This is a genomic window from Anaerosporobacter sp. (genome assembly GCF_031551385.1).
Lineage (GTDB): Bacteria > Bacillota > Clostridia > Lachnospirales > Lachnospiraceae > Anaerosporobacter.
Window position 1 is genome coordinate 1 of sequence record NZ_JAVBNS010000208.1, and the last position, 12663, is coordinate 12663.

The window sequence follows — 12663 nt, forward strand, 5'->3', positions numbered from 1 at the left end:
TAATTGTGTTTTCACTGCATTAAATTGTTTCGCTGTTTGTTTCATAACTACCAATTCCATTCTAGGTGGCAACATTGGTAGATGTTCCATTTTCCATTCTTTATATTCTTGTTTATAGTTCTCTGGATCAGCAAGTGTAACAAGATGTCCAAGTCCCCAAGTTATAATATATTTACTTCCGTCCAGAGCACCATTTATTTTTTGATTGCATTTGAGAACTCTTGCAATATCTCTTGCTACAGATGGTTTTTCTGCAATTACTACTGTTTTCATTTTTTGTGTCCTTTCATTTTGTTAGTATGAATCTAACAAGTATTAACATCAATATTTATATTATACGTTATAGGAAGCACAAATCAAGTAGTATTGCCGTTATTTTCGTTGCTATGAACATCGTTTTGCGAACAGTAATGTATTTTTCAATAGGACATCGCATTTTGAACAAACAAAAAACTGCTACACTTCTTTCTAACATGTATAGCAGTTTTTCTATGGAATTATATATTTTAAATAGTAATCTTTGTTACTTCGTACACTCAGCAACCTGCAACTCTTCTTCCTTTAGCTTCTTGTTAAAATACATTGACTTATAGAAGCTTACTCCACCCGCTAGAACAGAAACATTACTGAAACCATGTTGCATTAAGATTCTAGCTGCATTGTAGGCGCGAACACCAATTGCACAGTAAACAACTACAGGAATGTTCGAATTCAACTCATTCATTCGCTGTCTTAATTGACCAAGAGGGATATGGTAAGAATTTGGTATCTCATAAAGCATACGTTCCATATCTTCAGTAACATCAAGGATTACAGTTTCTTCTTCCAGATTATCTAATTCGTAAACCTCTGTAAGAACAACCAATCCATTTAAGATGTTTTCAGCTACAAACCCTAACATATTCACAGGATCTTTTGCCGAAGTGAATGGAGGTGCATAGGCAAATTCTAATTCTTCTAAATCATAGATTGTTCCACCTAAGCGAATCGTTGTTGCTACCGTATCAATTCGTTTATCAACACCTTCTCTACCAACAATTTGACAACCAAGAATCTTACCTTCTGTATCAAAATGCATCTTCAATGTGATAGGTGTCGCACCTGGATAGTATCCTGCATGGGATTTTTGATTAATAAGTGCGGTATAGTAATCTATGTTTTTAACTTTCCCAAGTTCTTGTAATTGTTTTGAATTCAAACCAACGCTTGCTATGTCATAATCAAATACTTTCACAATAGATGTACCAAGTGTACCATTATATGATTTTTTGCGTTTTTTTTGTTTGTCAGAAACAGCATTGGAATTAACTTTTGCAACAATAATATCTGCAACAATTCTACCTTGTTTATTAGCTGGCCCAGCTAGTGGAATCATGGTTCTTATATTATATATTGGATTTGTAACTTCTATAACATCTCCAACCGCATAGATATCTTCTGCTGAAGTCTGCATATATTCGTCTACAACAATTCCGCCTCGTTGGTTAAGTGCGATACCAGCTTCTTTAGCAAGTTCACTATTGGGTTTTACACCGATAGCTAGAATAACCATATCTGTTTCAAGCTGTCTACCACTCTCAAGCTCAACTGTAACCGTTCCAGAACTATTATTATGAAAGGCAGTTACACCATCTTCTAATTGTAGCGATACTTGGTTGTTTTGAAGATGCTCATGAACAAGCATTGCCATATCATAATCGATACTTGTCATTACTTGATTCATCTTCTCAACTAGGGTAACATGAATACCTACTTCATGTAGATTCTCGACCATCTCAAGACCGATAAATCCTCCACCAATAACAACTGCGTTCTTTGGTTTCTGTGTAGTTACTACATCTTTTACTTTATCGGTATCTGTTATTGTCCAAATGGTAAAGATTCGATCACTATCAATTCCTTGTATGGATGGTTTTATTGGCGTAGAGCCCGTAGAGATAATCAATTGATCATAAGACTCCTCGTATTGTTCGCCTGTTTTAAGATTTTTAACTAAAACGCTTTTTTTCTCTGGTTGAATGGACAAAACCTCATTCTGAACCCTAACGTCAATATTGAATTTCTTATACATTGCCTCAGGTGTCTGTAGTAAAAGATTTGCTCTTTCCTGTATTACATCGCCAACATAATATGGCAGACCACAATTGGCAAACGATATATAATTCCCTCTTTCTAAGAGTACAATTTCCATTGTTTCATCTAGTCTTCTTAGTCTTGCTGCAGCCGTTGCTCCACCAGCAACTCCACCTATAATAACTGTTTTATTAGCCATAGTCATTTCTCCATTCGTCTAAGTATTATTTACGTATTACCTACTATTATGGTAAATAAATTATAATTTATAACGAAACGATTCAAAAGGTATGTAAGACCGAGTCTTGAATGTTTCTCTATAACAATATAATACTAGAAAAATGAGGAAGCGTACCGTGACCAAGTCACACTTACATCTTAGCTAAGCGCAATCTTACGAAGGGCATCTTTATCAAGAATGATAATCTTACCACGTTCTAAGGTTACATAACCTTCTTTTTGAAAATATTTTAACATTCGAGAAACAACTTCTCTTGCACTTCCCAATTCTTTGGCAATCTCGTCATGTGTCGTACTAATGGAATTATTGTTTGTTTTAATCATCTCATCATGTAGATAGCTTGCCAAACGTTTATCAAAACTAAGAAAAAGAATCTGTTGCATAGACCACATAACATTCGAGAATTTTTCTGTAGTCTGTTTATAGATAAAGTTTTGAACATATACATTGTCCTCAGAAAGATAGTTGAGATAACTTGAATTTGTTATAAATAACGTACTATCCTTTGTTGCTTCAATAAAAACATCAAATGTGATTTCCTCCATAATACAGGAGGTTGATAATGTACAGGTATCTCCTTCATCTAAGCGATAGAGTGTAATTTCTTTCCCGTTTTCAGATTGAATATATACACGTAGTTGTCCCTCGTATACGGTAAGCATTCCTAAACACTGTCCAAGTGAATTATGGACGAACTGCCCTTTTGTATATTTAGCGCTATAGGAATTCTGTATATACTCCTCTTTCTGACGCTCACTTATACGATTCCAAAAAGGATATATCTCGTTGTAATATTGGTGAAAATCAATATCCATACTTGTAACCATGCCTCTCTCTTAGTCTGCTAATAACTGTCTTAATTGTTCTTCTGTTATAGAAGTTGTTGGTGTTATGGAGTTTTCTTGATTTGCTATGAAAGCGTCCTCTTCCTCTTCTTGTCTTTGTGAGTGCTTCTCTATAGCATCCTCTGCAATAGCATCATTCAATTCTTTTAAAAGGTCTTTTTTCAACAGCTCTTTTTCTGCTCTCTGCTCTTGAATGATTTTCTTTTTCTCATCACGTTCTTTTAATACTTTAATACGTGCACGTAACTCTTCTTTAAATTGATTAATGGAAGTATCCACTTTAGTAATAAGCGTATCCCACTCTTTTTCTGTCATAGAGGAAGCTCCTATTTGATAGGTGGGTTCTCCATCTTCTAAACGTTTTTCAACAAAATCAGAATATCGCTCTATTGCCTTTTTAAATGATTCTTCGATTGTGCTAATATCTACTTTTGCTGATTCCGTATTCTTTGATGCGAAATCAGTAGCATATGCATTTGTATTAACTTGGTTAACAGCCAAAAAATCTACTCCTCTCCGAGAAGACAATGAGTTATGTGTTCACTGTCTTTTTTATAATATTATTAACTATTCAGGATTATATCCCTTAAGTTACAAATCGTGTTACCTATAATATCGGATTGGCTTTGTAATTTATAAAGGCTTTCCAGCTAATACTTCTGTATAATCCTTATAATTATCTTTTAATAGTTTTGGTGTATTCAAAGCATATGGACATCTAGCCGCACATCGACCACAATTAATACATTTTTCAATGCGTTTCATCTTATCTTGCATCTCTGGTGTTAACTGTAATTCAGATGGGGAACGGCGCAATAATAATGACATTCTTGCACAATTATTGATTTCAATTCCTACTGGACATGGCATACAATACCCGCATCCGCGACAGAAGTTACTTGCTAATTCCTTTTGGTCTTTTTCAATAATTGCTTTTATCTCATCAGTCATAGTCGGTGGATTATTAATATAACTTAGAAACTCATCAAGTTCACTTTCTTTTTGAACTCCCCAGATAGGTAATACATGATCGTATAAGTCTTGATAAGCATACGCTGCTTTTGAATTTGTAATCAATCCACCTGATAGTGCTTTCATAGCAATGAAGCCCATTTCTTTTTCTTTACAACGTTGAACTAATTGAAGTTCTTCCTTTGTTGCAAGATAGTTAAACGGAAACTGTAATGTTTCATATAATCCAGAATCAATTGCTTCATTTGCAACCGACAAACGATGGTTTGTAATACCAATATGACGGATTTTCCCTTTCGCTTTTGCCTCTAACATCGCTTCATATACACCTGTTCCATCTCCTGGTTTCGGGCAAAATGATGGATTATGAAACTGATATAAATCAACATAGTCTGTATTTAATAACGACAAACTTGTCTCCAAGTCTTTCCAAAATGCATCTACATTTGTTGCGGCTGTTTTGGTTGCAATATAGATATTCTCTCTAACATCCGATAAGGATTCCCCTATCTTTGATTCACTATCTGTATAGAATCTTGCTGTATCAAAAAATGTGATACCATGTTCATACGCTTTTCTTAATAACTTGCCAGCATCTTCATTACTAATTCTTTGAATAGGAAGTGCCCCAAAACCGTTTTTGTTTACTGTAATCTGTGTTTTACCAAGTGTAACCATTGTCATTTCATCCACGCTCCTTATCTGTATTACTTAAATATTATCATATTTTATACAAGAAAGCGAATGTAAATGGGTATTATCTATTAGGAATAAAACGATAGAAAAAAGTATTGCCAATACCAAATTCACTAACCCACCATACATCTCCGTGATGTAGATTGGCAATTTCCTTTAAGATACACAATTTGTTCTGATTTTGTTGGCTCTTCTTTTTCGTCTGATTCTCTCCGTCATTACTTACATAACCAACAAGGCATTCTTGGTTCGTCCCTCTATTTTCTTTGAATAACGCAATCTCAATGCATCGTGTATCTTTTCCGTTAGCCAGTGCATTCTTAATAAGTGCATTATAAAAGTATAGCAATAGACTTTCGTCACCTTTTAATGCAATACCTTCTTCAATGACTGCATGTATATTGACTTCACTTTTCGTTGCTTGTTCCCGTGTTACTTCAACGATTGCTTCAAGCAAATCACTAAGATTAATCCATGTTAATTGTATTCTATCATTTTCTAAAATACATTCCGTTAATAGTAATTGTTTATCCTGTATTTTGTCTTGATATCTTTTGTATACAAGTATTGTTTTTATAAAAATATATCCACTAATAAATATAATCACTAAAGATGCTAGTAGTATTAAAACATGATTATTCATAAATTGCCTCGTCTCTAAGCACATATTTTGCTTTATGATTTATGTTATTTAAATTTGAACAGATTTCCTATACATCAATTAAATCGTTCCTCTTAGTTTTAATATTCTTAATATCTTTTGATTTTATACTATGCTGATAATAAATAAAAACGACAACAAAAAACCTTAGAATTCTGTTTGTGAAATCGAATTCTAAGGTTATGATAATATGTGTCACTAATATATTTTTTTTGATTATTTTTCTTTGTTTCTAGCAAGATTTTCTGGCATTATAATAGGGCAAACAACACTTACATTTGGTTGTCTAGGTTGTTTTCTTATCATTACTGCTACGGTTTGATTTTTCTTAACCATCGTTGGTTGTATTCTTTGCTGCATTATTCTTCCCTCTACATCTTTCTGTCAACTTGGACTTGTGACATATCTTGATTTGTTTTTCAGCTCTATACTGTTATTGTATGCAAGTTATGTTAAGTTTTCTAGCCAAGTATAGAAAAGATTTTGTAAAGGTTTGGTTATGTGATTGATATGGGGGCTTTATTTTTATTCTCTATTCGGGTATAATTAAGTAAATTGGAATTTCTAGGAGGATAAGAAAAATTATGATTTGTATTAGTAATAATGTAACATCAAAAAAAATCCTTGCGACAATATGTGCTTTGTGTACATTAGTTAGTATGGTAATACAAGCACTTATTGCGTTTGGTGCACCACTAGGTGAGTTTGTGCTAGGTGGCATCTATATTGTAGCTCCACTATCAAGAAGAATAATACATATATTTTTTGCAGTATTATGGGGAGTTGTCATATATGCTTATTTATCATATGGAAAAATTATTTTTTCTAAAATAGACATGAAAGTCGTAAAAGGACTTGTTGTTTTAAATACGATATTCACGTCATTTGCGATTATATGGAACTTTTTTCTTACAAATAGCATGAAGGAAACCGTATTGATGGGTCCATTGACCATAATTGTATCTATATGCAGTATTCTTCTTATTCTTAACAAACCAATTATTAAGGAAAGGCTGTGATTATAAGCTACAATACACCCTAATCGCATCGCTTATAAGTTTTGCAGTGCCTTCGCCGAACTTGTCGATATTCTTTGTAAATCGCTCGTCTGCAACATACATTTCACCAAGACCAGCTAGAATTTCATTACCACATTGATAATGGAATTTTGATATATGATTTTTCCATTCTTCAACAAATGATTGAATCAATTCTGATTCTGGGGATTCTCCGACATGTTCTGCGAATTTCGTCATAATAGTATTGGATTCTGCAGCCACGTTAGCCCAGTCTTCTTTTGTATAATTTTTTGTTTTCTCTGCGCTTTCTTTATAAGCATCTGAATTGCCCCATCTTTCTTCTGCTTCTTTCGCATATTTATTCTTAGCATCTTCAATTTCGCTCATATCAAATTCATTAAAACTCATAGTGTTGTCTCCTTTCAAATTCGAATCCAAGAGCTCTATCAGTTTATCCAGTCGCTTCCGCTTTAAAGCTAATAATTCTCTTTGATTTCTTAGTGCATCTTCTCTGTTATAAGAAGTGTTATTCATAATCTTTACAATCTCTTTCAACGGAAAATCAAGTTCTCGATAAAAGAGGATTTGCTGCAACCGCTCGATTGACTGCTTACTATAATAACGATAGCCTGTATTAGCAACTACCTCATTTGGGGTAAGCAGACCTATCTCATCATAATAATGAAGTGTTCTAACACTTACCCCAGTCAATTTTGCTGTTTCGCTTACTGTAAATTTCACGATTATCACCTCCTAAAAGAATAATACACTATAACGTTACGTCAGAGTCAACACATATATAATAATAGTATAAATAATAGTAATAGTATAGTAGCATATAGAATTTATATGGTCAACAATGCTAGGTAGCCTCTTCTATTATGCTATACTGTTATTGTTCACACAAAACGTTCACAGCAATGCCTTGCTTACATACGAGATTCCAAAATTTCACCAAGTGCATTCCCACTACTTGAATGACATCGTACAATGTCTGCATTCGTTCTTTCTGCTTCTGCCACAGCACATTTCACCATCTTATGTGATACGGTGTTTGTAAATAACACTACTAAGTCAGGTTTTCCAATCTGCTCTTTTAAATTACTTGTCATTTGCGTAAATATCTTAGCCTTACAATTATATGCTTTGCATATCTTCTTATACTGACAAACCATACGGTCGTGTCCACCAATTATTACAACGCTCATTTTGATCTCCTTTATACTTATTTTCGTTCACCCTATACCCCATAATTTAAGCACATTATAAGGACGCTAATTTTTTACCAAGATTCTTGCAAGCCTCGATTGCTTCATCATTTGGCATCTCTTGACATATGTAACCTTCCCCATCAACAATTGTTGCGCCAGCACATATCATACGTTCTTCCCACTCACGCATCCATTGTCCATCACCCCAACCATAAGAACCAAACAAAGCAATTTGCTTACCAGTAACAATTTTCTCGATTTCCGAAACAAAAGGTTCCATCTCGCATTCTTCCAACACTTCTGCCCCCATAGCAGGACATCCAAGCGCAAAAGCAGTCGCTTCTTCTAAGTCCTTAATGTCTGCACTAGACACTTCTAACAATTCTACCTCTTTACCTGTACCTTTGATCCCTTCTCCTATTGCATTTGCCATAGCCTCTGTATTACCTGTTTGTGACCAATATACTACTGTTATTTTATTCATTTTCTCTCCTTTTCTATATGCAAAACTTCGTTACCTATCTTTGCATCATAAACTATAATAAAAACTTCCATAGTGCATCGTAAGTATATTCTGAATGCTTACCCCATTTGCTAACATTCTTACAACATTCTCTCTTGCTTGATTAAACAGATAGAATACATTCATCGTCTCTTGTACATTCCCGTATACTTTCCAATAGCCTGTGTACAAGGAGTTCTTACCTTTGTTTTCTATAAATCCAATTACATCTTCGGCAGGATAACCTAACAAAATCCCAAGTTCATGAGGAAATTCAGCGCCCTCTTCTTTGTAGCTAGTATAACGGCTTCGAAGTTCCACTAATACCGAATATAACTTAGGATTTGGATATCCAAAGGAACGCATTAATTTCTGAACTTTTTTATCATGGAGATATTCTTCTACCCTGTTTTTACTATATAGTAAAAATGTTGTTTTCTCCTTTGATCTCCAAATAATTGATATTGAAATCGGAGAGTTCTTGAAAATCTCATAAATGATTCTTATATGCTCATTGGATACAATAAATAAATTAGATATCTTCACTCCAGTCAAGACGGGAGAACATTGTAATGCTAATTGTGTTTTAATATCTTGTTGATTTAAACGATATATCATTTCAAATACTTCTTGACTCATTATTCTACATACTCCTTCCAACGTCTTGATTATAGTTAGTTTTATCTAACTCCTTTATATCATAACGAACCACGCTTATAAAATCAAGGGCCTTACTAATCATAAATTATCAATAAAATCCAAGTTTTTATTTCGCTTTCAGAATATAGCTACCAATAACCACTTCCTACTTTTTATTCACCAAATTACCGTACTTGTGTATCAGCAACGTAAATATGCAAAACTTCATTTCCTATCCCAGCGAATATGCCACGAAAAAGCAAAAAGTTTTGCATCTAAAATTGTACCAATACACAAGTACTTCAATTAAGCAAAAAAAGTTGCAAGCAAACATAGTATTATGTTTTACTTACAACTCTTTTTATATTCGACAATCTACGAACAAATTTGATTACTTGAAGTTTCTAATTTTTTCATAACCTTAAATTCATAAATAACCATTAAAACAGTAATGCCTGCAGCTAAAAGATCAGCAATTGGACCAGAATATAGAATACCATCAATTCCCATAGACATTGGCAATATTACAATCAAAGGTAGCAAGAATAATATCTGTCTTGTTAGTGCTAAGAAGATACCTTTATAAGGTTTCCCGATTGATGTAAAGAATGTTGATGTAATTGGTTGAAGGAAATTAAGACATGTAAATAGGAGGAACACTCTAAAGTAGCTAACTCCAAATTGATAATAACTTTCGTCTCATTTTCCAAACAACGATATAATTTGTCTTGGTGCAGACTGGAATAGAATAAAGAAGACAACCGCTATAGCACCACCAACAATCGTCGCTAAACGATATGCTTCTTTAACACGCTTGAAGTTTCCAGCACCATAATTGTATCCCTCAATTGGCTGCGTCCCTTGTGCAATACCAATGACAATTGAGAAGAATACCATGTTAACCTTCGATATAATACCTACGCAAGCTAATGGAATTGCTTCACCATATGCAGATAAAGAACCATAATGTTTTAATGACTTATTAAGTACAATTTGAACTACCATCATTGCAATTTGATTAAAGAACGAAGCTGTACCTAATGAAATAATACGTGCGGAATATTCCCATTTTAACTTTAATTGCTTTTTGGTAATCTTGACTGTTTTGCAATGTCTCATATAATTAATAACAAGTATTCCTGAGAATATTTGACCAATGATTGTTGCATAGGCAGCTCCAGCCATACCCATATCAAATCCAAAAACAAATACTGCATCAAGAATTGTATTAATTACTGCACCAGAGAGATTACAGATCATTGTCATCTTTGGATTACCATCTGCACGAATTAGATGACCTCCACCAGTTGTTAGAATTAAGAATGGAAAACCAAATGCAGTAATACCAACATATGTCTTTGCATATCCTAATACGTCATCCGGTGAACCAAAAAATCGTAACATTGGTGTTAAGAAAAGTAGCGTAATTATCATTAGAAGTATTCCACTTCCTAGGAGCAATACGATACTATTTCCTATATAGTGTGCTGCTTTATCTGGTTCTTTTCTTCCCATAGCAAGATTGAAACTAGATGCGCCTCCAATACCAAACATCAATGCCAAAGCAACACAAGATGTTGATAAAGGAAATGCGATATTCGTTGCAGCGTTACCTAACGTTCCTACTGCTTGCCCAATAAATAATTGGTCAACAATATTATACAGTGCACTTACTAGCATAGCCACAATACTTGGCACTGCAAATTTCACCATTAGTTTTCCTACTGGTGCGTGGCCTAAGGGATTTTGCGTTTGATTCTTGTCCATAACTCCTCCGTCTACTTCTTCCTCACACGTCTTTTCGTTTCATTGATGTCAAAAATCTATTTAGGACATCAACTTTAGTATATTGGCAAACAAGAAACCTTCCCACTATTATTTGCTAAAGTAAGGAAGGTTATCTGACCAGCGATTATTGCTATTTCATAACCACTAGTTTTAAATCAATATTCTATATTATATTCATCATATCGTATCTTGTCAAATGAATGCTATTCTAAATATACTCTTAATTGACGAATTTCTTTCTTTGTACGCAATTTTCTTATTGCTTTTCCCTCTATTTGGCGAATTCGCTCTCTCGTCACATGATAGATTTGTCCAATTTCTTCAAGTGTCCATATTTCACCATCATATAAACCAAAACGTAACTTTAATACCATTTGCTCACGTTCACTTAATGTCACAAGAATATTCTCCAGTTCCTTTTGAAGCATCTTATGTTCTGTAACTCGGTATTGTTCTGGTGCTGTATCATCTGTTATAAAATCAGCTAAAGTAGAATCTTCCTCTTCGCCGATTGGGTTGTCTAGTGATAATGTGTCACTATATAATTGCAGAATCTCTTCTACCTTTTGGGGCGTATTGCCTGTCAATTCAGCTAACTCGCATACATTAGGGGTACGTCCTCGTTCTGTCGTAAATCTCCGCATTTCCCGACCCATTCGATTCATTGTTTCACGCATATGAACTGGTATACGAATTGTTTTTGATTGATCCGATATCGCTCTTGATATGGATTGTCGAATCCACCACATTGCATACGTACTGAATTTAAAGCCTTTTTTGTACTCGAACTTGTCCACTGCTTTCATTAATCCAAGGTTTCCCTCCTGAATTAAATCAAGTAATGACATTCCACTCCCTCTTGTAAAACGTTTTGCCACACTCACAACTAAACGTAGATTTGAATCGGTTAATTGTTTTTTAGCATCTTCATCGCCTTGCTCTATACGAATAGCTAAGGCGATTTCATCTTCTGAACTTAACAATGGAATCTTTCCGATTTCTCTTAGATAGACTCTCAATAAATCATCTGGCATATTAGATAAGTCTGCATCAATAGGTTGGCTTTCTACATATTCAGAGTCCTCCTCCAATTGTTGTTTTTCTAATAAAACTTCATTTTTAAGTTCTTCTTTTACCATATTTTCAACCTAACTTCCATATATGTTTCACAAAGATAGAAAATGTGCTACATATATTATATTGTTTTATGTTTCTTCCATAGTATATGTTACCATTTATTTATCAATTTATTCTTCAATATCCGTTTTTTCGCTTAGAAATTGTGATATATAGTCAACAACGTCCTTTTTCTCCATATCTAATGCAATTGCAAATTCGCCATATAGACACTCTTCTGCTAATTTAAAATATTTCTCATCTGATGCAGTTGCTTTCTTTCCTTCTGCTAAACGTGCTTTTCGTCTAAGATATAATGCTTTAATCATTCGAATCAAATCGAAACTATTATTTTCTTTAATTGCATTCTTATAAATTTCTTCACGTGCACGATCATCCTGAATCCATAGAGGTTCGCATTCGTTCATATCATTAATAAGTTCCATAACTTCTGACTTCGTAATAATTGGACGCATCTTCACTTTCTTATTATCTACTGGAGTTATAATTCTACTACCAGAAACGTATACGGGTACTAGGGTATAGTACAACCGTTCACTACTAACGGAAGAAGATTCCATCGGTTCTACCTTCTCCACCTTGCATACACCATTTAATCCATAGACAATATAAGCTCCTACTTTAAACATGTTTCCATCTCCTCTTATTTTATAGTACCAAATAGTAAACAAATATATACATAAAAACTATAATTTGTCATATTTATTTAGATAACCATTCTCGCTCGTTATGAATAAAGAATCCGTTTACCCGAAACATAGTTTGGATAAGACGGATTCTTCTGTGCCTTATTTATATTTTAACAGATTTTTTGGTAAAATGTAAGAAAAATTATTTGCAGATTAAAATTTTTGTGAATTTTTCTGACGATACGTTGTT

At 33.9% G+C, this 12663-nt stretch carries 13 protein-coding genes and 2 pseudogenes; 1 reads left to right on the top strand and 14 read right to left on the bottom strand.

All coding sequences use genetic code 11. The features are described 5' to 3' along the window. From RMR19_RS16115 to RMR19_RS16145, 7 genes and pseudogenes are all read right to left on the bottom strand, one after another. Positions 1–273, bottom strand: a pseudogene (locus tag RMR19_RS16115) (toprim domain-containing protein); the annotation flags it as partial. 250 nt (positions 274–523) lie between these two features. Beyond that, complete coding sequence (locus RMR19_RS16120) at positions 524–2278, bottom strand: CoA-disulfide reductase (protein ID WP_442871548.1); 1755 nt, start codon at positions 2276–2278, stop codon at positions 524–526. Positions 2279–2451: 173 nt separating this feature from the next. Further along, positions 2452–3141 carry a Crp/Fnr family transcriptional regulator gene (locus tag RMR19_RS16125; protein WP_310604527.1) on the bottom strand — a complete coding sequence of 230 codons (690 nt, stop codon included), beginning with the start codon at positions 3139–3141 and terminating at the stop codon, positions 2452–2454. A 9-nt stretch (positions 3142–3150) separates the two neighbouring features. Continuing rightward, complete coding sequence (locus RMR19_RS16130) at positions 3151–3660, bottom strand: hypothetical protein (protein ID WP_310604528.1); 510 nt, start codon at positions 3658–3660, stop codon at positions 3151–3153. Between the two features lie 132 nt (positions 3661–3792). Next, a complete protein-coding gene (locus tag RMR19_RS16135; protein ID WP_310604529.1) occupies positions 3793–4815 on the bottom strand; it encodes an aldo/keto reductase in 1023 nt (340 codons plus the stop codon). Positions 4816–4888: 73 nt separating this feature from the next. Then, a complete protein-coding gene (locus tag RMR19_RS16140) occupies positions 4889–5470 on the bottom strand; it encodes a hypothetical protein (protein WP_310604530.1) in 582 nt (193 codons plus the stop codon). 234 nt (positions 5471–5704) lie between these two features. After that, positions 5705–5848, bottom strand: coding sequence for a hypothetical protein (locus RMR19_RS16145; RefSeq protein WP_310604531.1), 144 nt, complete (start codon positions 5846–5848; stop codon positions 5705–5707). A 224-nt stretch (positions 5849–6072) separates the two neighbouring features. On the opposite strand from RMR19_RS16145, the gene RMR19_RS16150 reads away from it, so the two are divergent. Further along, entirely contained in the window at positions 6073–6507 is a 435-nt protein-coding gene (locus RMR19_RS16150) for a hypothetical protein (RefSeq protein ID WP_310604532.1), read from the top strand. Here RMR19_RS16150 and RMR19_RS16155 read toward each other — a convergent pair whose 3' ends face one another. The 7 genes and pseudogenes from RMR19_RS16155 to RMR19_RS16190 all read right to left on the bottom strand — a co-directional run bounded on the left by RMR19_RS16155 (position 6508) and on the right by RMR19_RS16190 (position 12413). After that, the gene (locus tag RMR19_RS16155; protein ID WP_310604533.1) at positions 6508–7248 is read right to left on the bottom strand and encodes a MerR family transcriptional regulator; all 741 of its coding nucleotides are present in this window, start codon (positions 7246–7248) and stop codon (positions 6508–6510) included. A 188-nt stretch (positions 7249–7436) separates the two neighbouring features. Beyond that, positions 7437–7715 (bottom strand): DUF2325 domain-containing protein, encoded by a 279-nt coding sequence (locus RMR19_RS16160; protein ID WP_310604534.1) that lies wholly within the window; start codon positions 7713–7715, stop codon positions 7437–7439. 55 nt (positions 7716–7770) lie between these two features. Continuing rightward, on the bottom strand, positions 7771–8202 hold the full coding sequence (locus RMR19_RS16165) for a flavodoxin (RefSeq protein ID WP_310604535.1): 432 nt from the start codon (positions 8200–8202) through the stop codon (positions 7771–7773). A gap of 45 nt (positions 8203–8247) precedes the next feature. Next, positions 8248–8859, bottom strand: a complete 612-nt coding sequence (locus RMR19_RS16170) for a DUF3793 family protein (RefSeq protein ID WP_310604536.1) — start codon at positions 8857–8859, stop codon at positions 8248–8250. Positions 8860–9234: 375 nt separating this feature from the next. Beyond that, a pseudogene (locus RMR19_RS16180) lies at positions 9235–10626 on the bottom strand (MATE family efflux transporter). 224 nt (positions 10627–10850) lie between these two features. Next, positions 10851–11786: a sigma-70 family RNA polymerase sigma factor gene (locus RMR19_RS16185; protein WP_310604539.1), complete on the bottom strand. Its 936-nt coding sequence runs from the start codon at positions 11784–11786 to the stop codon at positions 10851–10853. A gap of 108 nt (positions 11787–11894) precedes the next feature. Then, complete coding sequence (locus RMR19_RS16190; RefSeq protein ID WP_310604540.1) at positions 11895–12413, bottom strand: CarD family transcriptional regulator; 519 nt, start codon at positions 12411–12413, stop codon at positions 11895–11897. Between the last annotated feature and the right edge of the window lie 250 nt (positions 12414–12663).

What these genes read in the sequence shown, in the direction of transcription:
- RMR19_RS16190 (WP_310604540.1), bottom strand. Translation starts at nt 12,413, where the DNA reads ATGTTTAAAGTAGGAGCTTATATTGTCTATGGATTAAATGGTGTATGC.
- RMR19_RS16140 (WP_310604530.1), bottom strand. Translation starts at nt 5,470, where the DNA reads ATGAATAATCATGTTTTAATACTACTAGCATCTTTAGTGATTATATTT.
- RMR19_RS16135 (WP_310604529.1), bottom strand. Translation starts at nt 4,815, where the DNA reads ATGACAATGGTTACACTTGGTAAAACACAGATTACAGTAAACAAAAAC.
- RMR19_RS16170 (WP_310604536.1), bottom strand. Translation starts at nt 8,859, where the DNA reads ATGAGTCAAGAAGTATTTGAAATGATATATCGTTTAAATCAACAAGAT.
- RMR19_RS16165 (WP_310604535.1), bottom strand. Translation starts at nt 8,202, where the DNA reads ATGAATAAAATAACAGTAGTATATTGGTCACAAACAGGTAATACAGAG.
- RMR19_RS16185 (WP_310604539.1), bottom strand. Translation starts at nt 11,786, where the DNA reads ATGGTAAAAGAAGAACTTAAAAATGAAGTTTTATTAGAAAAACAACAA.
- RMR19_RS16160 (WP_310604534.1), bottom strand. Translation starts at nt 7,715, where the DNA reads ATGAGCGTTGTAATAATTGGTGGACACGACCGTATGGTTTGTCAGTAT.
- RMR19_RS16125 (WP_310604527.1), bottom strand. Translation starts at nt 3,141, where the DNA reads ATGGTTACAAGTATGGATATTGATTTTCACCAATATTACAACGAGATA.
- RMR19_RS16150 (WP_310604532.1), top strand. Translation starts at nt 6,073, where the DNA reads ATGATTTGTATTAGTAATAATGTAACATCAAAAAAAATCCTTGCGACA.
- RMR19_RS16145 (WP_310604531.1), bottom strand. Translation starts at nt 5,848, where the DNA reads ATGCAGCAAAGAATACAACCAACGATGGTTAAGAAAAATCAAACCGTA.
- RMR19_RS16120 (WP_442871548.1), bottom strand. Translation starts at nt 2,278, where the DNA reads ATGACTATGGCTAATAAAACAGTTATTATAGGTGGAGTTGCTGGTGGA.